General features: G+C 55.8%; 22 protein-coding genes. 5 read left to right on the top strand and 17 right to left on the bottom strand.

What is annotated here, in order from left to right; genetic code table 11:
• Positions 1-121: 121 nt before the first annotated feature.
• The 3 genes from yfcG (at position 122) to KGP26_RS19085 (ending at position 2,218) form a co-directional block, all read left to right on the top strand.
• Positions 122-751 carry a GSH-dependent disulfide bond oxidoreductase gene (gene yfcG / locus KGP26_RS19075; protein WP_021806021.1) on the top strand — a complete coding sequence of 210 codons (630 nt, stop codon included), beginning with the start codon at positions 122-124 and terminating at the stop codon, positions 749-751.
• 157 nt (positions 752-908) lie between these two features.
• Positions 909-1,286, top strand: coding sequence for a dihydroneopterin triphosphate 2'-epimerase (gene folX, locus KGP26_RS19080; RefSeq protein WP_021178565.1), 378 nt, complete (start codon positions 909-911; stop codon positions 1,284-1,286).
• A 26-nt stretch (positions 1,287-1,312) separates the two neighbouring features.
• On the top strand, positions 1,313-2,218 hold the full coding sequence (locus KGP26_RS19085) for a TIGR01777 family oxidoreductase (RefSeq protein ID WP_115158217.1): 906 nt from the start codon (positions 1,313-1,315) through the stop codon (positions 2,216-2,218).
• A 46-nt stretch (positions 2,219-2,264) separates the two neighbouring features.
• Here KGP26_RS19085 and hisP read toward each other — a convergent pair whose 3' ends face one another.
• From hisP to pdxB, 14 genes are all read right to left on the bottom strand, one after another.
• Complete coding sequence (hisP, locus tag KGP26_RS19090; RefSeq protein ID WP_021178567.1) at positions 2,265-3,038, bottom strand: histidine ABC transporter ATP-binding protein HisP; 774 nt, start codon at positions 3,036-3,038, stop codon at positions 2,265-2,267.
• A 16-nt stretch (positions 3,039-3,054) separates the two neighbouring features.
• Positions 3,055-3,762: an ABC transporter permease gene (locus KGP26_RS19095; RefSeq protein WP_021806023.1), complete on the bottom strand. Its 708-nt coding sequence runs from the start codon at positions 3,760-3,762 to the stop codon at positions 3,055-3,057.
• Positions 3,759-4,445, bottom strand: a complete 687-nt coding sequence (locus tag KGP26_RS19100; RefSeq protein WP_021178569.1) for a histidine ABC transporter permease HisQ — start codon at positions 4,443-4,445, stop codon at positions 3,759-3,761. The genes KGP26_RS19095 and KGP26_RS19100 overlap by 4 nt, the downstream gene beginning before the upstream one ends.
• Before the next feature lie 96 nt (positions 4,446-4,541).
• On the bottom strand, positions 4,542-5,324 hold the full coding sequence (gene hisJ / locus KGP26_RS19105) for a histidine ABC transporter substrate-binding protein HisJ (RefSeq protein ID WP_037375624.1): 783 nt from the start codon (positions 5,322-5,324) through the stop codon (positions 4,542-4,544).
• 297 nt (positions 5,325-5,621) lie between these two features.
• Positions 5,622-6,194, bottom strand: coding sequence for a UbiX family flavin prenyltransferase (locus tag KGP26_RS19110; RefSeq protein WP_024530661.1), 573 nt, complete (start codon positions 6,192-6,194; stop codon positions 5,622-5,624).
• Positions 6,195-6,340: 146 nt separating this feature from the next.
• Positions 6,341-7,858 carry an amidophosphoribosyltransferase gene (purF, locus tag KGP26_RS19115; RefSeq protein WP_021178572.1) on the bottom strand — a complete coding sequence of 506 codons (1,518 nt, stop codon included), beginning with the start codon at positions 7,856-7,858 and terminating at the stop codon, positions 6,341-6,343.
• A gap of 21 nt (positions 7,859-7,879) precedes the next feature.
• Positions 7,880-8,380, bottom strand: a complete 501-nt coding sequence (cvpA, locus tag KGP26_RS19120; RefSeq protein ID WP_021178573.1) for a colicin V production protein — start codon at positions 8,378-8,380, stop codon at positions 7,880-7,882.
• 489 nt (positions 8,381-8,869) lie between these two features.
• Entirely contained in the window at positions 8,870-9,598 is a 729-nt protein-coding gene (dedD, locus tag KGP26_RS19125) for a cell division protein DedD (RefSeq protein ID WP_059201332.1), read from the bottom strand.
• Entirely contained in the window at positions 9,599-10,864 is a 1,266-nt protein-coding gene (gene folC, locus KGP26_RS19130) for a bifunctional tetrahydrofolate synthase/dihydrofolate synthase (RefSeq protein WP_223664443.1), read from the bottom strand.
• 155 nt (positions 10,865-11,019) lie between these two features.
• Positions 11,020-11,928: an acetyl-CoA carboxylase, carboxyltransferase subunit beta gene (gene accD, locus KGP26_RS19135; RefSeq protein WP_021178576.1), complete on the bottom strand. Its 909-nt coding sequence runs from the start codon at positions 11,926-11,928 to the stop codon at positions 11,020-11,022.
• Positions 11,929-12,159: 231 nt separating this feature from the next.
• A complete protein-coding gene (locus KGP26_RS19140; protein WP_021178577.1) occupies positions 12,160-12,822 on the bottom strand; it encodes a DedA family protein in 663 nt (220 codons plus the stop codon).
• 80 nt (positions 12,823-12,902) lie between these two features.
• Positions 12,903-13,724, bottom strand: a complete 822-nt coding sequence (gene truA, locus KGP26_RS19145) for a tRNA pseudouridine(38-40) synthase TruA (protein WP_021178578.1) — start codon at positions 13,722-13,724, stop codon at positions 12,903-12,905.
• Positions 13,724-14,734, bottom strand: a complete 1,011-nt coding sequence (locus KGP26_RS19150; protein WP_094981997.1) for an aspartate-semialdehyde dehydrogenase — start codon at positions 14,732-14,734, stop codon at positions 13,724-13,726. The genes truA and KGP26_RS19150 overlap by 1 nt, the downstream gene beginning before the upstream one ends.
• Positions 14,735-14,837: 103 nt before the next feature.
• Positions 14,838-15,959 (bottom strand): 4-phosphoerythronate dehydrogenase PdxB, encoded by a 1,122-nt coding sequence (gene pdxB / locus KGP26_RS19155; protein ID WP_223664444.1) that lies wholly within the window; start codon positions 15,957-15,959, stop codon positions 14,838-14,840.
• A 214-nt stretch (positions 15,960-16,173) separates the two neighbouring features.
• Here pdxB and KGP26_RS19160 point away from each other — a divergent pair, with 214 nt between their 5' ends.
• Positions 16,174-16,755: a common pilus major fimbrillin subunit EcpA gene (locus KGP26_RS19160; RefSeq protein WP_021806029.1), complete on the top strand. Its 582-nt coding sequence runs from the start codon at positions 16,174-16,176 to the stop codon at positions 16,753-16,755.
• Between the two features lie 16 nt (positions 16,756-16,771).
• Here KGP26_RS19160 and KGP26_RS19165 read toward each other — a convergent pair whose 3' ends face one another.
• Positions 16,772-17,545 (bottom strand): helix-turn-helix domain-containing protein, encoded by a 774-nt coding sequence (locus KGP26_RS19165; protein ID WP_115158221.1) that lies wholly within the window; start codon positions 17,543-17,545, stop codon positions 16,772-16,774.
• Positions 17,546-17,653: 108 nt separating this feature from the next.
• On the opposite strand from KGP26_RS19165, the gene KGP26_RS19170 reads away from it, so the two are divergent.
• Positions 17,654-18,547: a DMT family transporter gene (locus tag KGP26_RS19170; protein ID WP_223664445.1), complete on the top strand. Its 894-nt coding sequence runs from the start codon at positions 17,654-17,656 to the stop codon at positions 18,545-18,547.
• A 33-nt stretch (positions 18,548-18,580) separates the two neighbouring features.
• Here the strand turns inward: KGP26_RS19170 and KGP26_RS19175 are convergent, their stop codons facing one another.
• Positions 18,581-19,993, bottom strand: coding sequence for a sensor histidine kinase (locus KGP26_RS19175; protein ID WP_021806032.1), 1,413 nt, complete (start codon positions 19,991-19,993; stop codon positions 18,581-18,583).
• The gene (gene tctD / locus KGP26_RS19180; protein WP_021806033.1) at positions 19,980-20,654 is read right to left on the bottom strand and encodes a transcriptional regulator TctD; all 675 of its coding nucleotides are present in this window, start codon (positions 20,652-20,654) and stop codon (positions 19,980-19,982) included. Before tctD ends, KGP26_RS19175 begins: the two co-directional genes overlap by 14 nt.
• Positions 20,655-20,764 lie beyond the last annotated feature (110 nt).

Raw genomic sequence — 20,764 nt, forward strand, 5'->3', positions numbered from 1 at the left:
AGTACCCTCTGCATCCGCAACAGGGCCGCCGATAAAGCCCATGCGGATGTTCGCATAGTCTCAAGCGAACCAACCGATCTATGCTCATCTTATCTTGATGTTTTATAAGGAGTATTATCATATGATTGATCTGTATTACGCACCGACTCCCAATGGGCACAAAATTACCCTGCTTTTGGAGGAGGTTGGTTTACCTTATCGTATCCATCGCGTAAATATCAGTGCTGGCGATCAATTCACACCAGCGTTTCTGGCCATTTCTCCCAACAACAAAATCCCGGCCATCGTTGATCAACAACCCGTTGACGGTGGGGCACCCATCAGCCTGTTTGAGTCAGGCGAGATCCTGCTCTATCTGGCGGAGAAAACCGGCAAACTGCTCAGCAAAGGGGTTCGCGAGCGGGCAGCAACTCTACAGTGGTTATTTTGGCAGGTCGCCGGGTTTGGGCCGATGCTTGGGCAAAATCATCACTTCAACCACTACGCACCACAACCTGTCCCCTACGCGATAGAACGCTACCAGCAGGAAACCAAACGCCTGTATGGCGTACTGGAAACCGAGTTGCAACGGCATCCTTACCTGGGCGGCGATAACTACAGCATTGCCGATATTGCGACTTATCCCTGGGTAGTGTCGCATCCACGCCAGCGCATCGATCTGGCGGATTATCCGGCGGTGCGTAACTGGTTCGAACGCATCCGCAACCGCCCGGCCACGGAACGCGCCTATAAATTGGCAGATCAAGCCTAACGCTGCCCTCCCCCTCTCTTGCATCGTGTACACATCGGAGAGGGGAAACCGGTGTGATCTCCCCCGCGTTGCTCTCTTTAAGCGTCTGGCTACATTATCTTTTCTTCACTTTCCGTGTATTCTGAATACAAACAATCAGACCTCCGGAGAATCTCTGATGCCATGCCAGCAACCCGATGCCATTATCCGTATTAAAAACCTGCGGTTACGCACCTTCATCGGTATCAAGGAAGAAGAAATCAACAACCGTCAGGACGTTCTGATCAACGTAGCGATCCACTACCCGGCAGACAAGGCGCGTAACAGCGAAGACATTAGCGACGCCCTCAACTATCGCACCATCACCAAGGCGATCATTCGCCATATCGAAGACAATCGCTTCGCGCTGCTGGAAAAATTAACTCAGGATGTGCTCGACATAGTGAAACAACATCCATGGGTAACCTATGCTGAAGTAGAGATAGATAAATTGCTGGCCCTACGTTATGCCGACTCGGTTTCCATGACCATGAGTTACCGACGGGAAACCGCTTAGCACTCACCCTACCAGGGAGGCCGACCATGAAAATCCTGATTACCGGCGCGACTGGGTTGATCGGCAGTAGCCTGACCAGGCAACTGCTGCACCTTTCGCATGAGATCACCCTGTTGACGCGCAACGTCGCCAAGGCACGGGATAAGTTCGGCGATCGGCTCAGCTACTGGGCTTCGCTTGATGAACAACGCTCTCTGGACGGCTTTGATGCCGTGATCAACCTGGCGGGTGAACCCATTGCCGACAAACGCTGGAGCAAGGAGCAGAAAAAACTGCTATGCCACAGCCGTTGGGATTTAACCGAACGACTAGCCACGCTCATCACCGCCAGCAATACGCCACCTTCGGTACTGATTTCCGGCTCGGCGGTCGGCTATTACGGCGATCAGGGCCAGGCGGTGGTAACGGAAGAAGAACCTCCGCACGATGAATTTACCCACCAGCTGTGCCAACGCTGGGAGGCTCTGGCCCTTCGGGCGCAAAGTAGCTACACGCGCGTTTGCCTGCTACGTACCGGCGTTGTCTTGTCGCCCAAAGGGGGAGCGCTGGCGAAGATGCTACCGCCATTCCGTATGGGGTTAGGCGGGCCGATCGGCAATGGCCGCCAGTATCTGCCCTGGATCCATATCGACGATATGGTCAATGCCATCATTTACCTGTTGGACAATCCTGCGCTGCGTGGGCCATTCAATATGGTGGCACCTTATCCGGTGCATAATGAACAGTTCACCGCCACCCTGGCCAAGGTGCTGGATCGTCCAGCATTTTTGCGTGCGCCAGCCTTTGCCATGCGGTTACTGATGGGGGAAGCGGCGGTGTTGGTATTAGGGGGGCAACGGGCAGTGCCGAGGCGGTTGGAAGAGGCGGGATTTGTTTTCCGTTTCTTTGAATTGGAACAAGCGCTGGATGATGTGATCAATCAACAGGCTTGATGCCCTCTCACCGTCTCCCTGCGGGAGACGGTGAGAGGAAAAATATCTACTTCAGCGCTCCTGAAAGAAACTGCTGCAAACGCGGGCTCTTAGGGTTACCAAACAACTCCGCAGGTGGCCCCTGCTCTTCAATCACCCCCTGATGCAGGAAAATGACGTGGCTGGAGACATGGCGCGCAAATTCCATTTCGTGCGTCACTACCACCATGGTTTTCCCCTCTTCCGCCAATTTCTGCATAATGCGCAGCACTTCGCCCACCAGTTCAGGATCCAGCGCCGAAGTCGGTTCATCGAACAGCAGCACTTCCGGCTCCATTGCCAACGCCCGGGCAATAGAAACGCGTTGCTGCTGCCCGCCGGAGAGGTGCACCGGGTATTTAATTTGCGCCCGCGCGTCAATGCCGACCTTATCCAGATAGCGCACCGCCCGTTCGCGCGCCTCGGCCTTGCTCAGCCCCAATACCTGGATTGGAGCTTCCATCACATTCTCCAACACCGTCATGTGGCTCCACAGGTTGAAATGCTGGAACACCATGGTCAGGCGGGTACGCAGCAACTGCAGCTGTTTCTTGTCAAAGACTCTGAGCTGGCCATCCTTGTCGCGCACCATGCGAATATTTTCATTATTCAGGCTGATGGAGCCTTCGCTGGGCTTTTCCAGGAAGTTGATGCAACGCAGAAAGGTACTTTTACCGGAGCCGGAAGAACCGATAATGCTAATCACATCGCCCGCATTGGCCGCCAGGGAGACCCCTTTCAGTACTTCATGGTCACCATAACGCTTGTGCAGTTCGGTGACGGCTAATTTTTGTTCAGGCATGGTGGATCCCCGTCATTCATCGATGAGTTACGTGTGCCATCCAGCGTTTTTCTGCCCTGCGGAACAGGCTGATCAACGTATAGGAGATAATCAGATACAGCACGGCCGCAATGCCAAAGGCATAAAACGGCTGGTAGGTCGCCGCGTTGATATCGCGGGCCACCTTCAACAGGTCCGGCACCGTGGCGGTAAAGGCCAGTGCGGTCGAGTGCAGCATCAGAATCACTTCATTGCTGTACGCCGGTAGTGCCGAACGCAGCGCCGAAGGCAAAATAATGCAGCGGTACAGTTTAAAGCTGGAAAACCCATAGGCCCTGGCTGCTTCAATTTCCCCATGCGGCACCGAACGAATGGCTCCGGCGAAAATCTCTGTGGTATAGGCACAGGTATTCAGCGTTAGCGCCAATATGGTGCAGTTCATCCCGCTGCGGAAAAACGCATTGAGCAGTTCGGTACCCCGCACGATTTCCAGGCTGTACATACCGGAATAAAACACCAACAGTTGTACGTACAGCGGCGTACCGCGGAAAACATAGGTATACAGCCACACCGGGTAGCGTACCCAGCGGATGGAAGATACCCGAGCTACCGCCATCGGGATGGCCAGCAGCCCGCCCATGACCACCGAAGAGATCAGCAACCACAGGGTCACCGCCACGCCGGTATAACGATAGCCATCGGTCCACAGCAGTTGCTGCCAATACTGATGCAGGATATCGATCATAGTTCGGCCCTTTTGACGCCCAGTGAATAACGCCGCTCAAGCCACAGCAACACGCCGTTGGAAATCGTGGTGAACAACAGATACACCAAGCCTGCGACAATGGCGTAGAAGAAAGGCTGATAGGTGCCCTTTCCTGCCAGCTGCGTGGCCTTTACCAGATCGTTGAGTCCAAGAATGGAGACCAAGGCCGTCGCCTTGAGGATCACCTGCCAGTTGTTGCCGATGCCGGGTAACGCAAAGCGCATCATGGCCGGAAACAGAATGCGGCGGAAAATCTGCCCGTTGGAAAAACCGAAGGCGGTAGCCGCCTCGATCTGACCACGAGGCACCGCCAGGTAGGCTCCCCGGAAGGTTTCGGTAAAATAGGCTCCGTAGATAAAGCCCAGGGTAATGATGCCCGCCCCCAAGGGATCGATATCAATCTGCGAGAAGCCAATAAACTCCGTCACATGGTTAAGGGCAATTTGCAGACCGTAGAAGATCAACAGCATCAACACCAGGTCCGGCACGCCACGGATCAAGGTGGTATAGGCACCAAAGATCGTGGAAATAACAGGGTTTTGCGAAAGTTTACCGCCAGCGCCGATCAAACCAATCACCACCGCCAGCAATACGGAACTGAGGGCCAGCTCCAGCGTCACCAGAGCCCCCTCAAATATCAGTTGGGAGTAACCTTGTAGCATTTACGTCACCCTGTCGTCATTGAGCACGTCATGACACTCCAGCCAGAACAGGCCCGGAAAACCGGGCCTGTTGTCATAGAGAGTACCCGACAGGAATTAGCCGCCGTAAACGTCAAAGTCGAAGTATTTTTTCGCGAACTTATCGTAGGTGCCGTCTTTGCGCATTTCGGCGAAGGCTTTGTCCAGTGCCGCTTTCAGCTCGGTTTCATCCTTGCGCAGGCCCATACCGGTGCCGACACCAAAGAATTTATCGTCCTTCACCGACTCACCGGCAAACTCATACTCCTTGCCTGGAGGCTGCTTCAGGAAGCCTTCGCTCGCGGCGACTTCATCTTGAAACGCGGCGTCAATACGCCCGGAAGCCAGATCCGCATACACCAGATCCTGGTTCTGGTAAGGCACCACGGTCACGCCTTTTGGCTGCCAGTTGGCGTTAGCAAAAGCTTCCTGGGTGGTACCCTGCAATACGCCGATGCTCTTGCCCTTCAGCGCATCGACGGTAGGCAGGATCTTGGAGCCTTTTGGTGCGATCAGCCGTGAGTTGGCCGCAAACAGCTTGTCGGTAAAGGCAATTTCCTGCTGGCGTTTTTCGGTAATGGACAGAGAAGAGATGATCGCGTCGATTTTCTTCGCTTTCAGGGAGGGGATCAGCGCATCAAAATCGCTTTCCACAAAGATACACTTGGTATTTATGCGTTTGCACAGCTCGGTGGCCAGATCGATATCGAAGCCAACCAGTTGACCCTGCGCATTTTTCGACTCAAACGGCGCATAGGTCGGATCGGTACCGATTTTCAGTGTGGAAGGTAATGCGGCGAATGCACTGCCAACCGCGCTCAAAGCCAAAACTAAAGGGAGAACTTTAACAAGCTTTTTCATAATTACCCTCAAATGGATATTTTTGCCGATGCCACTACGGGCATTACTTTCATCACACACAGGATTTGCAGTAATCATGCCACTTTGTCATTAGCGAGCGCGGGGAACGGCCACGCTCTGTTCAAAGCTCTTCCCAGAGGCAACGAACGACAAAATGAACGGCAAACTCGGGCTTCGCCATGGAAAACCTACAAGTTACTGAAACAGAGTGCATGGGGAAGCAGGATCATTATGATGCATCAATCGCACTAAATCAGTGCGATGTTGCACAAATGTATAAATTTGAGGGTAAGTTGGTTAATTAACGCCTTGCCAACGCGTGAAGAGATCTTGCGGCAGTTCGATGTCAAACTGGTCGATAACCCGATTAACGGTCTGATCGATAATATCATCAACGGTTTGCGGACGATGGTAGAAGGCCGGTACCGGCGGCATAATCACCGCCCCCATCTCCGCGGCCTGGGTCATCAGCCGCAGATGGCCCAGGTGCAACGGCGTTTCACGCACGCAGAGCACCAGTGGCCGACGCTCTTTGAGGACCACATCGGCGGCGCGAGTCAGCAGCCCATCGCTGTAACTGTTGACGATGCCAGATAAGGTTTTGATTGAGCATGGCAAAATCACCATCCCCATGGTTTTGAACGAGCCGGAGGAAATGCTGGCGGCAATATCACGCGCATCGTGCACCACATCGGCCAGGGCCTGAACGTCACGCAGGCTCAGAGAGGTTTCCAACGCCAGCGTCTGGCGCGCCGCGTTGCTCATTACCAGGTGGGTTTCCACCTCTTCTACACCACGTAGCACCTGTAGTAAGCGCACGCCGTAGATAGCGCCGCTGGCGCCGGAAATACCGATAATGAGTCTTTTCATCAAGCTGGCCTTTGTCGGGAAATATGCCGTAAGGATAGCCGAATAGGGGCAGGTTTGGCAGCAAACCTTCGTAGATTCAAGGTGGGAATAAAACAATGCACCATAACTAACGCTACGATGCACTGTTTTGGTGAGGCACGTGGGCGTTAACCCTCGTTATGCATTTCCAGATTTTCGGCTTCCGTCTGGCCGCGCAACGCTTTGGCATCGTCATTACGCAGCGTTTCCAGATATTCCAGATAGCTCTGGTCAACGTCTTTGGTCACGTAGATGCCGTTAAACACCGAGCATTCGAACTGGGCGATGTCCGGGTTCTCTTCGCGCACTGCGGCGATCAGGTCATCCAGATCCTGGAAAATCAGGCCGTCGGCACCAATAATCTGGCGGATTTCGTCTACTTCACGCCCATGGGCAATCAGCTCCGTCGCGCTCGGCATATCGATGCCGTACACGTTAGGGAAGCGGATCTCCGGTGCGGCAGAAGCCAGATAAACCCGTTTGGCCCCGGCGTCACGCGCCATCTCCACGATCTGCTCTGAAGTGGTACCACGGACGATGGAGTCATCAACCAACAGCACGTTCTTATCGCGGAATTCGGCACGATTGGCGTTCAGCTTGCGGCGTACCGACTTACGGCGAGCCTGCTGGCCCGGCATGATGAAGGTGCGGCCAACATAGCGATTCTTGACGAAGCCCTGGCGATACGGCTTATCCAAAATACGGGCAATCTCCAGCGCGATATCGCAAGAGGTTTCCGGGATCGGGATCACCACGTCGATATCCAGATCTTCCCATTCGCGCGCAATCTTCTCACCCAATTTCTGCCCCATACGCACGCGGGCGCTGTAGACGGAGATCTTGTCCATAAAGGAGTCAGGACGGGCAAAGTAGACATACTCGAACAGGCATGGATTGGTTTTTGGGTTCTCCGCGCACTGGCGAGTGAACAACTGGCCTTTTTCGGTGATATACACCGCTTCACCCGGCGCTACGTCGCGCAGGAAGTCGAAGCCCAAGGTATCCAGCGCCACGCTCTCAGAGGCTACCATGTACTCACAGCGGCCATCTTCCAGCTCACGTTTGCCGATCACCAGCGGGCGAATGCCGTTGGGATCGCGGAACGCCACCAGACCGTGGCCGATAATCATGGCTACGCAGGCGTAAGCGCCACGCAGTTGCTGATGCATCGCGGCAACGGCGGTAAATATGTTGTCGGACTCCAGTGGATAATGCGGGAAACGGTCAAGCTCGGTGGCCAGCACGTTCAGCAGGATCTCGGAATCGGAAGTGGTGTTGACATGACGGCGGCCACGTTCAAACAGCTGTTGGCGCAGTTCGTGGGCGTTGGTCAGGTTGCCGTTGTGTGCCAGCGTAATGCCGAACGGCGAGTTGACATAGAAAGGTTGAGCTTCTGAAGCGCTGGAGCTGCCAGCCGTTGGGTAACGCACATGGCCAATGCCCATGTTGCCCTGCAGGCGCAGCATATGCCGGGCTTCAAATACATCTTTCACCAGACCATTTGCCTTGCGCAGGCGGAACCCATTATGGGCATCAATAGTGACGATGCCAGCGGCATCCTGTCCACGATGCTGGAGCACCATCAATGCATCATAAATCGACTGGTTTACCGGCATAAAACCGGCGATACCGACAATACCGCACATGTTGTCTTTTCCTCTAAGCCGCTACCGCCCCGGTAATTGGGTTGGTAAGAAACTCGACGTGCTTTGCAGATAGTCAAAGAACCATCTGATGATGTAACTGAACTGGGGGATCAGCTGTGACTGTTTCCAGTCCGCACTTTGCGACAGGGTGGTAAAGGTATCCAGGAAGAACAGTATCGCTGCCACGATCAACACGCCGCGCAGTGCGCCGAAACACACGCCCAGCACCCGATCGGTGCCCGATAATCCGGTTTTCTCTACCAGTGACCCAATCACATAGTTAACGATAGCGCCCACAATCAGCGTTGCGATAAACAAAATGGCAATCGCAATGCCGTTACGTACCAGCTCATCTTCAAAACGGGTGAAGTAGGCTGCAAGGTATGGGTAGAAATGGCTGGCAACAAAGAACGCACATCCCCATGTCACAAGTGACAATGCTTCGCGAACAAAACCTCGGATCAGGCTCACCAGAGCCGAAAATCCAATCAACGCTAAAATGACGTAATCAATCCAGACCATGAACTATTCCAATGATGAATCGCCCCTGCATCCAATCGCGGCGAATTCTAACAGAAAAAGAAAACGTTTGCGTAGCGGATTTCCCACCACGTAACAAATAAAAAACGGCGATGTTAAAATTGCTAATCGCCGCGCCTACATAGGATATCCGGCCCCTGAAAGGCACAATTTTTGTGGCGATTTGGCAATCCTCCTCCTTGAGCACTGGCCCCTCACCCTAACCCTCTCCCACAGGGAGAGGGGATCGTCCGAGTCGCGGTTAGCGGTTGTGACACAATTCCAACTCCCCCGTACCTTCTCCCACAGAGAGACGGATCGTCCGAGTCGCGCTTAGCGGTTGTGACACAATTCCAACTTACCCGAACCTTGGATTAAGTGAGCAAGAATATTAGAACCCCTCCCCCTCTACGCACAATGCTTGAGGGAACGCCCCCTCTCCCTGTGGGAGAGGGTCGGGGTGAGGGGCATACATATGACAGCCCCAATGGATCAACGTGCGCTATACGCCTTCACCTGCCCGCTCAGCCCACTGATCCCATTCAGCTCCGCCAGCGAAGCCTGCAGCTTCTGCTTCGAGGCATCTGGGCCAACGTAGATGCGGGTGATCTCACCCTGCACCGGCGTGGAAGGCACGGTATAAGCCCGGTGCCCAGACAGGCGCAGCGAAGCGACGATCTCATTGACCTTGGCAGCATTTTTCAACGCCCCCAACTGCACCACATAGGCCTGACCAGCCGGCGCCTTTTCTTCAACCGCAGGTTTGGTTTCAGGCTTTGGCTCTGGTTTCACTTCCGGCTTTGGCTCTACCTTTGGCGGTGTTGGCACTGGCTTAGGTTTCACTTCCACCGGCTTCACCTCTACCGGTTTAGGTTTAGTTGGCTGAACCGGTTTGGTTTCGATGGGCGGCGGAGCAACAACCGCAGGCTGCTGCTGTTGAGTCGTTTGATTAGCCGCCTGCTGGGCGGAGGCCTCGGCGGCGGCCTGCTGCTGTTCAACCAAAGCACCAGCCCCCTCCGGTGGAACCGAAGGTAGCGCCTGATTGGCCGGTGGGATCACGTCGATTTCATGAGCATCCCCCGGTTTGGGCACTAACGGGATCGCCGCAAACTCATCCTCATAATGCTTCTTTTTGCCGTCAAGCAGCCCCGGCAGGACAATCACCCCCAGGGCAACCAAAATCACGGTTCCAACCAGTCGATTCTGAAATTTACTTGCCACTCACACTCCCCGCCTCTCGTCTAACGCCGCCATCACGTGGGCAACAGTGTGGAAAGACCCACAGACGATCACAATATCCTGAATATCTGCGTCCTGCATAGCCTGACGCCAGGCAGTTTCGACATCGGCAAATTTGCGTGGTTCCGTTAAATACTGTGCCAGCAGCTCAACGCTGGCTCCGCGTGGGCCTTCCAGCGGTGCACAATACCACTCGTCCACCTGTTCACTCAGGCAGGCCAGCGTACCGGCAATGTCTTTGTCCGACAGCATCCCCACCACCGCGCGAACCACACCGCCATTGCGGGGGAGTTTCGCCAGCCGCCCAGCCAGATAGGCCGCAGCATGAGGGTTGTGGGCAACGTCCAGGATCAGCTGCGGGTTCTGCTGCACGGTCTGAAAACGCCCTGGCAAAGCGGCCTGTTGTAGACCGGCAAAAATCGCCTTCTCGTCGATTTCCAGCGCCGAATAGTGCAGCGCAGCCAATGCCGTCGCCGCGTTCGCCAAGGGGACATTAGGCATAGGGAGCTCGGTCAGACGTGTGCCGCCCCCTTCCCATTGCCAGCGTTCACCCTGTTCGCTGAACGACCAGGCATCATCACGGCGATACAGTTGAGCGTTGAGATCTTCCGCTACCTGCTGGATGCTATGCGGCATATCCGGTTCACCGACCACGGCAGGCTTGCCGCCACGGAATATCCCCGCCTTCTCGCGGCCAATGCTTTCACGATCGTGGCCTAGCCAGTCGGTGTGATCCAAGGCAATGCTGGTCACCACGGCGACGCTTGGCTCAACGATATTGGTCGCGTCCAGACGCCCGCCCAGCCCCACTTCCAGGATCACCACGTCAAGCTTAGCCTGTTTAAACAGCTGTAATGCCGACAGGGTGCCAAATTCGAAATAGGTCAGCGAGGTTTCCCCCCTGCCAGCCTCAATCGCGGCAAAAGAGCGGCAGTGTTCAGCTTCACTCAGCTCTTCACCCTGTATGCGCACCCGTTCGGTATAACGCACCAGATGCGGTGAACTGTAAACCCCGACCCGAAGCCCGGCAGCCAGCAAAATGGCCTCTAACGTGCGGCAGGTGGTGCCTTTGCCGTTAGTACCGGCAACGGTAAATACCGTAGGAGCAGGAGTGCGAAGGTCAAGGTGCGCCGCAACGTGTTGCACACGCTCCAGGCCGAGTTCGATCGCCTGGCTATGCAGACGTTCCAGATAGTAAAGCCACGAGCTCAATGGCGACGTGGCTTGGGGAATTTGGTGGTTTTGCATGAGTCCCATCACTGACTTTGGGTTCATAAATCCGTAAGACGCATCGCCCTGACGATGTCAAAAGCGATGCTCTTCGTTTCCCGCCGCAACTTAGCCACAAAATGGCGGCAGAACCCGGCGCAGGCTTGCACCTATACCGGGTCTTTGTCTGCGCCTCAGGCGTCGGCCTGATTTTCCTGAGCGATGACCGGCGCGGCCTCATCGAAATGCGGCTGCGGCTGGTTGGTCAGCTTGGACAGAATGCTGGCCAGTGTCTGACGCATCACCGGGCGGCGCACGATCATGTCGATGGCGCCCTTTTCAATCAGGAACTCACTGCGCTGGAAGCCCGGCGGCAGTTTTTCACGTACGGTTTGTTCGATAACCCGTGGCCCGGCAAAGCCGATCAGCGCTTTTGGCTCGGCAATGTTGATATCGCCCAGCATCGCCAGGCTGGCGGATACGCCACCCATGGTCGGATCGGTCAGTACCGAAATATACGGCAGGCCACGCTCTTGCAGCTTGGCCAACGCGGCGCTGGTTTTCGCCATCTGCATCAGCGACATCAGCGCTTCCTGCATACGCGCACCGCCACTGGCAGAGAAGCACACCAGCGGGCAGTTATCTTCCAACGCCTGTTCAACCGCACGCACAAAGCGTGCACCAACCACGGAAGACATCGAACCGCCGATAAAGGCGAATTCGAAGGAGGCCGCAACGATCGGCATGCCATACAGCGTGCCCTTCATCACCACCAGCGCGTCTTTCTCGCCGGTTGCTTTCTGTGCGGCAACCAGACGGTCTTTGTACTTTTTGGAATCCTTGAACTTCAGAACGTCTTTCGGCTCCAGTTCGCTGCCCAGTTCCACTTCACTGCCTTCATCCAGCAAGGTATGCAGACGCATACGGGCTGACATGCGCATGTGGTGGTCGCACTTGGGGCAGACCTCAAGGTTACGCTCCAGTTCAGCACGGTAAAGGACCTGACCACAGCTATCGCATTTGGTCCAGACCCCTTCAGGAATGCTCACCTTACGGGTTTGCGTAACATTGCTTTTGTTGAGAATTCGTTCAATCCAGCTCATCGATGACCTTTCTGTTTGAACCTGGCAGACACCCGTCCGCTGTTCATGCCTTAACAATCCTCCCGCAACACACCCCATGCAAAAATGCCGAGCTAAGCGCAACTGGCGCGCTACCAAGGCATTGGCTTCAGGGTCGTTCGCGGGAACAGACCATAAATGTCGCTCATTAAACCATATCGGCCCGATTGTGTGGACAAAAAACTGGTCGAACCGACGGGTTAAGCGGTGTTTTTACTGTTTTTGTTGGCGGGCAGCCGCGCGTTTATGGCGCCAGATTTCAATAATGCCCGGCAGAATTGAAACCAGGATGATGCCAACAATCAACAACTTCAAGTTTTCCTGCACGATCGGCAAGTCGCCAAACAGGTAGCCAGCATAAGTGAACAGCAGCACCCAAAGTAGCGCACCAATCACGTTATAGGCAGCAAAGTGGCGATAGGACATATGCCCCATACCGGCCACGAACGGCGCAAAGGTGCGCACGATCGGCACAAATCGCGCCAGAATAATGGTTTTTCCGCCGTGTTTCTCGTAGAACTGGTGGGTTTTGTCCAGATAGCTACGACGGAAAATTTTCGAGTTCGGGTTGCTGAACAGCTTTTCGCCGAACAGCCGACCAATAGTGTAGTTGACGGCATCGCCAATCACCGCTGCAATCACCATCAACGCCACCATGGTATGCACGTTGAGATCGTTGGAAGGCAACGCGGCCAGCGCACCGGCGACAAACAGCAGAGAATCCCCCGGCAGGAATGGCGTAACCACCAGCCCGGTTTCACAAAACAGGATCAGGAACAGAATGGCGTAAACCCACATACCGTATTGCGCGACCAGTTCGGCCAGGTGCACATCAATATGCAAAATAAAATCAATCAGAAACTTGATGATGTCCATAAACTCTCTCAATTGACCGGGTGTCTCTCTCACCCAGCGTTGGCACCAATAAATAACGCATTAATCTGCCAGCCTGCCAGTTAATCGTCAGCTAAAAACAACGGCCCCATCGGCGGCCGGGGCAAGGCAAACGACTCTGGATAATCAACCGCGACCAGATACAGGCCTTCAGCCCGTGCGGTAGCGGCCGCCAGGCTGCGATCTTTGAGCGCCAACAGCTCGCCCATCCAGTTCTCATCCTGATTGCCACAGCCAATCTCCATCAGGCTGCCAACAATGTTGCGCACCATATGATGGACAAAGGCGTTGGCCTTTATATCTACCACGATATATTCGCCATAGCGCGAAACCTTAACGTGTTTTACGTTTCGCCACGGCGTACGTGACTGGCATTGCACCGCCCGGAATGAGGTAAAGTCGTTTTCCCCCAGCAGGGCCTGCGCGGCACGATGCATGCGATCGGCGTCCAGCGGATGATAAAAGTGCGTCACCCCCTGCTGCAAGACCGCCGGGCGATAGCGGTGATTATAAATAATGTAGCGATAACGCCGCGCGGTGGCGCTAAAGCGAGCATGAAAATCGCTGCTGACCTCTTTCACCCAGCGTACCGCGATATCTGGCGGCAAATGGCTGTTCACCCCCATCGTCCAGGCGGCGTCTTTACGCTGTGCGGCGGTTTCGAAATGCACCACCTGCCCGGTAGCGTGCACCCCAGCATCGGTGCGCCCGGCGCAGAATACGCCGATCGGCGCATCCGCCACCTTGCTTAACGCTTTTTCCAGGCATGCCTGGACGCTGGTAACTTCTTGCTGACGCTGCCAGCCGTAATAACGGCTGCCGTCATACTCAATCCCCAGCGCAATTTTCAGCATTGGCTGGGTTGGCAACTCCACCTCGGACATCAGTACATCTGCTCCTGCAACAGCCGTTCAGCGGTTTCGATCGCCATCAACGCGCCGCCAAAGCGCACGTTATCGGCCACCGACCAGAACTGCAGCATCTCGGGGATACCGTAATCATTGCGCAGACAGCCAATGCTCAGCATATCGCTGCCGGAAGCTTCGGTAACCTGAGTCGGATAATCGTCTTCTTCGCTCAGTTGAATATCTTCAGCCTGCTCCAGCTCGTGGCGAGCTTCCTCTGCCGCGATTGGACGCAGCGCTTCCAGATGCACCACTTGCGCATGGCCGTAGAAAACCGGCGACTGAACGCAGCTTACCGAAATCGGCAGCCCTTCATCCTGCAACACCTTACGCACCTGATCGACGATCAGACGCTCTTCACGCACGCTGCCCTGCTCATCGGTCATCAATGGCAGCAGGTTAAACGCCAACTGCTTGGCGAACACGCCTGGTTCTGCGGGAATGCCGTTCAGCAGACGCGCGCTCTGGCCTGCCAGATCGTCCACCGCGACCTTGCCGCGAGCCGAAACCGACATCAGCGTGGTGACGTGCAGACGGGAAAGCCCGGCCTGTTCGGTCAGCGGTTTAATCGCCGTCAACAGTTGGCTCACCATACTGTCGGCCACCGCGACGATATTGCGGTTGCGGTAATCCGCCAGCACTTGCGGGTTAACACCTGGCACCACTAACGGCACGTCCGGCTCAAGTGCAAAATGGCCGCTGGTGTCGATCACCAGGCAGCCCATATTGCCCGCATCATCAGCGTAACGGGCCGCAGCGTCGCTACCGGCAACAAAAAACGCCAGTTGCGCCTGCGACCAGTCGAATTCTTCTACGTTTTCCACCAGCAAGGATTTGCCGTTGAAACGCACCGTAGCGCCAGCACTGCGCTCGCTGGCTAAAGGAAAGAGTTCACCCACCGGGAACTGGCGTTCCTGTAGCAATTCCAGCAACGCTTCACCTACTGCGCCAGTGGCACCGAGCACAGCGATATTCCAGCCGTCAGACATTGGGTTTCTCCAGAGTATTTGATTCAAATGCAAACGGGCGATGCAGTCACCGCCCGATAAACTTTACCGCCAATTGCCTTAAGGCAACCTTATGCTCGCCCTGTTACAGGACGCCGAAGCCCAGTTTGTGCAGCAGTTCCGCACTGGCGCTGTCATCGCACTGCACCCGCAGTGAAGACCACTCCCGGCGTTCCTGATAATGCTTGCGCAGGCGATCGAACTCACCCGGCAGCCCGGCAACTTGCCGCAGCGGCGCATCATCGCGGCGCACATCATACACCAAGTGCATCAATCGTTTTAACTTGCCTTCGTCCAGCGGCCCATTGAGGCGGATTTCGCTGAACTCTGGCACCGGCAGCAGCGAGGCCAGCTCGATAGCTTGCGGCTGCCCCAGATGCTGGGCAAAGGCTTCAAACACCTGCGTGGTGCCGCGTGCCTTGCCTTCCAAGGTGTAACCGGCGATATGGGCGGTGCCGATATCCACCCGATCCAGCAACGGCACGCTGAGATCCGGCTCCGGCTCCCACACGTCCAGTACCGTACTCAATCGCTTACCCCGCTCCAACACGTTAAGCAACGCGGCGTTATGCACCACGGCCCCCCGGCAAGCGTTGATCAGAATGCGATCGTCGGGCAAAGCATCCAGCAGATCCGCGTTGGCCAGATGCAACGATTTATACGGGCCAGTCTTGTTCAACGGGGTATGGAACGTCAGCACGTCGGCCTCTGCCACCAGCTTTTCCAACGGCCAGAATTCGCCGCTGTCCCCACGATCGGCGCGTGGTGGATCGCACAACAGCGTACGCGCGCCCATGGCTTTCAGGCGAGCATCCAGCCGGGAGCCAACATTGCCGACACCCACTATACCAACGGTTTTATCACGCAAAGAGAAGCCATCGCGCTCCGCCAACAGCATTAATGACGAAAGCACATACTCCACCACCGCAATGGCATTGCAGCCAGGGGCGGCCGAGAAACCAATCCCCGCCTGCTGCAACCACGCCTCGTCCACATGGTCGGTACCCGCCGTAGCGGTGCCAACAAAACCGATCTTGGTGCCAGCCAACAGTTCCTGATTCACTTTGGTCACCGAGCGCACCATCAAGGCGTCGGCTTCGGCCAGCGCATCGGTTGGGATCGGGCGGCCAGGCACGGCCTGTACTTCCCCCAAGCGGCTAAACAAATCCACCGCATAGGGCATATTTTCATCAACCAGTATCTTCACGTCACTCTCCGACGGGTATAGGTAAGCAATAGCTGCAAAATAGTGTGCCACTGAATGGTTTAGAAACCCAAGCTTGTTATGCACAGTGGAATAACGATGTTTTTCTTCTAAGCTTTATTGAGTTTTTTCCGATAATTACCAGGCAAGGAGGCGAACCTTCGCGTTAGCGACCGGCTAACGGGCAGAAACAAATCGAAAATCAAAGGTGTTAACCATGAAAAAAGCGACACTTGTTCTGGCGATCGTTGCAACACTCACAGCCGTTGGTACCGCTCAGGCTGAAAACGTGACTACACAAGCATTGGCCACCTGGCCTGCGATAGCGGTGAAAGACTCCTCCAGTCAATTGGTCGTTACCCCCATTGGCAACCTGTATTTCCAATATGCTGAAGGCGTAAAGCGCTTCAATAGCCAGCAAGGCGTGTTCGACGTAGCTCTCCAAGGCGAAGGAACCGCGATTAAACTGACCGCCAAACTGGTTTCCAATACCCTGACTCAATTAGGCACCTCCGGTTCCACCCTGGAAGTGGGGGTTAAACACCACGGCGCTGCGATAACAAAAACCGCTCAAACCACCCTGATTGATACTTCGGCCGGTATATCAGGCGGTAACCTGAGCAAACTTGCTAACGCTGACAAGCAGCCTGGCCGCCAGAGTGCGCAAGACCACTTCGATTTCACTATCATCGGTGCGACGGCTGATGGCACGACCCCGGTGACCGACTTCAGCACCTTGCCGGCAGGCACCTGGAGTGGTGATGTGAACGTTCGGTTCGACGTAACCTGGGCCAGTTGATGTCGTGTTGGGATTGTCATGCCCGGCGGAAACGTTCTGGCGTGGTGCCGGCGATCTGCTGGAACATCACAATAAACGCGGAAGCCGAGCTGTAGCCCACATCGAGTGCGACATCCTGCACGGTTTTCCCCTGTTCGAGCAGCGAAAGCGCATGTAAAAAGCGCAGGCGCTGCCGCCACTCGCTAAACGACATGCCCAGTTCCTGCTGGCAACGGCGTGAAAGCGTCCGCTCAGTGGTATACACCTTGCTGGCCCATACCGCCAATGAGGTGTTATCCGCTGGGCAACGTTCCAACGCCTGTAACACTGGCCCCAAAAACTTGTCTTGCGAGGTCGGCAGATAGGTCTGTTGCACCGGGGAAATCCGCAGTTGGTCGATCAGCACCCGGCAAAGGCGCAGATCCTCTTCACTAGTGGGCTCCAGCATTTTTCGCCCCAGGCAATCTTCAACAATGGCGCTGAACACCGGCGAGACGTTGATCAAACAGGCCTCCTCTGGCAACCCGACGCATAAGGATTTGGCGATATTGATGGTGCGGAACAGCACCGGTTTGCGGTTATGGCTGGAATGCTCCATGCCCGGCGGCAACCAGACGGCGAACTCCGGCGGAGCCAAAAAACGCTGCCCGGCAATATTCAGCGCAATCACCCCGGTTTTGACGCAAATCAACTGCCCCCAGTCGTGGCTGTGCGGCAGATATTCGGTATCCGCATGGGTTTCTTCGCAGCGGAAAAACAGCGTGCGCGGAGCAGCGACGTCTGCGGTGGGATAATTACGGGTTTCGGCCATGGTGAAGTTGTCTTGATTTCGCGAAATGCTGTCTGATTTTGACTATATATAATAAACCGGACACGGGTAGACTAGCCAGCATGTTATTCGTTGTTGAGAATTATTATCATGAACGTGCTCTTTCCCCTGCTGGCGGTGCTGATCTGGTCGATTAACGCCGTAGTCAGTAAAGTATCGGCAACCGCCATCGATCCGGCTGCCATCTCCTCCTATCGCTGGGCATTGGCGCTGATCGTGCTCACCCCTTTCGTTCTGCCGGGAGCGATCCGTAATTGGCCTACCATTCGCGCCAACTGGTGGAAACTGATGATCCTCGGCCTGCTGGGGATGGTGCTGTATCAAAGCCTGGCCTATTACGCCGCACATAGCGTCAGCGCGCTGTTTATGGGCATCCTCAACTCGCTGATCCCGCTGCTGACGGTATTAATCGGTATATTCGTCCTGCGCGTTGCCCCCACCGTGGGTATCGCACTGGGTAGTATCCTGTCGCTGGGTGGGCTGGTGTGGCTGGTTAGCGCGGGGCAACCCGGGCTGCTGCTGCAACACGGCATTGGCAAAGGTGAACTGATGATGTTCGCCGCTTCGGCCTCCTACGCCCTGTACGGCGTGTTGACCAAACGTTGGGCGATCCCGTTACCCAACTGGCAGTCGTTGTATGTGCAGATCGTGTTTGGCGTGGTACTGCTATTGCCGAACTTCCTGATGGCGCATGACGTGCAGCTGACTAGCCAGAATATCCCGCTGGTGCTGTTTGCCGGTATCCCTGCTTCGATTGCCGCGCCGTTCCTGTGGATCCAAGGGGTGATGCGCCTGGGTGCCAACAAGGCTTCGATCTTTATGAATCTGGCGCCGGTGTTCACCGCAATAATTGCGGTCCTGTTCCTGCATGAACAGTTGCATAGCTACCATCTGATTGGTGGCGGTATCGCCCTGCTGGGGGTGATCTTGTCACAGCGCCTGCGCACGCCGTTAGGGCGCAGAAAAACCACCGTTACACCATAAGGTTCGGGGGGAGATGCGCCCCCTTACCCTCTATCACCCCAACAGCCTAAAGCGTATCCGCACCGACAGGCCACCTAGCGCGTCAGAACTCAGCAATTCCGGGCGGGTACCGTGATAAGCGGTAATATCTTTGACCAATGCCAGCCCCAACCCTGCGCCAGGCTGGTCACCCACATTATCCAACCGTCGAAACGGTTGTAGCGCAGCAACCGTCTGATCCTGAGCAATACCTGGGCCGCTGTCTTCTATCTCTAACAGCCCCTGCCCCTCTACCATCAATAAACGGGCGGTCACGACCCCCTTGGCTGGCGTGTATTTCAGCGCGTTATCCAACAGGTTGGCGCAAAGCTCCGCCAACAGCAACGCCTCACCGGCCACCCAACAAACTCCCACCCCTTCGTAACCAAGATCGATCCGCTTGCTGCGAGCCTGCGGCAGGCGCGAAAAACAGGCGTCGCGTAACACCTGCGCCAGATTAACCGGCTGCAACTTACGCTCGGCCTGATGCTCGTGCGCCTTCAGCCGTGAGAGGTATAGCAGGCGATCGGTCAACGCGACGGTACTGTCCAGGGTGGCGCTCATCCCTTCCAGACTCTCACGCCATTGCTCGGGCCGTTCGCTGGCCAATGCCACCCCCACCTGGGTTTTCAAAACCGTGAGCGGCGTACGTAGCTGGTGGGAGGCATCGGCACTAAAACGTTCCTGACGCGCCACCATCAACCGCAGCCGCTCAATATAGCGGTTGAATGCCAGCAGCAGCGGCTGCATTTCCGACCAGGGCAGCACCATCGGCAAAGGCGTCAGCTCCCCCGGATCGCGCCGCAGCATCATGCTGGACAGCTTGCGCAACGGTTGCAGCAGCTTTTTCAGCAGGATGTAAGCCAGAGTGAGCGTCAATACCACCACTGTCCCCTGGCTGAGCAGCGCCGCCAGCAGCATCTGCCGCGCCAGATAGCGCCGCGACTCTAACGTCTCCGCCACCAGAATGGTCGCCATCCCCATCACCCCACCCTCATTCACCGGCTGGAACAGTGCCGCCACGCGGATTGGCTGCCCGCGATAGTGCGCATCGTAAAAATGCACCAGGGCCGGATAGAGGTTGGAACGAGGAATATAGGGCGGCATCTCGGGCAAATCGTTATAGCCCGAAATACTCTGCCCCTCAGGTGAAATAACCTGATAGTACAGCCGGTCGTTCATATTGCGCTCGAAGCTATCCAGCACCACATAAGGCACATCCACCTCCAGGCGCTGATTGCGCACTACCAGCCGCTCCGCCACCGTGCGGGCCGACGCCAATAAGGTGCGATCGTAGGCCATCGTCGCCGCACTCATCGCGCTGAAATAGTGGGTATAGATTGAGATCCCACCCAATACCAGCAGCGGTAAACCAAAGAACAGCAGCAATTGATAGAACAACGAACGCGGTGCTTTAAACCACCTCATCGCACAGCTCCAGGCTGTAGCCCAGGCCACGCAACGTCACGATCGCCACGTTGCTCCCCTGGAGTTTTTTACGCACGCGATGGACGTAAAGTTCGATGCTTTCGGGGTTAGCCTCGTCAGAGAGGGTAAACACCTGCTCAAACAGTTGCTGCTTGGCGACCGGACGGCCACGGCGATGCATCAAGGTGGTCAACACCGCCAGCTCACGGGGAGTTAACGACAGGGGTTTTTCGGCCAGCAAGAAGTAGCCCTCGTCGTGATAGGTCAGCAAACCGTATTGCAATGCCTGTTGCGTCACGCCGACGCTGCGGCGCAGCAACGCCCGGATGCGTGCCTCCAATTCATCCAGTTCAAAGGGCTTGGTCAGGTAATCGTCAGCCCCAAGGTTCAGCCCTTTAACCCGATCGGCCACCTCGGTACGGGCCGTCAATAGCAATACTGGCAGTGTCTGCCCACGCTTACGCAGCCGCGCCAACAGTTCGAGGCCGTTGAGCCGGGGCAGTGCGACATCCAGCACCACCAGCGCATAGCTTTCGTGTAGCAACAAATGGTCTGCCGCCACGCCGTCTATCGCCACATCCACTGCAAACCCAAGGCCGCTGAGGGCTTTCTGCAACCAATGAGCCAGCTCGGGGTGGTCTTCCACTAACAAGAGACGCATATCACATCCTGTAAACTTTCCCGGTCACTGAAAGGTAAATGAAAGGTTTCTGTTTTAACAATTTAGCAACCCCGTGTCAGCGGGGATTCTCACAAACTGAAACAAAACCG

Source organism: Serratia sp. JSRIV002, from assembly GCF_019968725.1.
GTDB lineage: Bacteria > Pseudomonadota > Gammaproteobacteria > Enterobacterales > Enterobacteriaceae > Chania > Chania fonticola_B.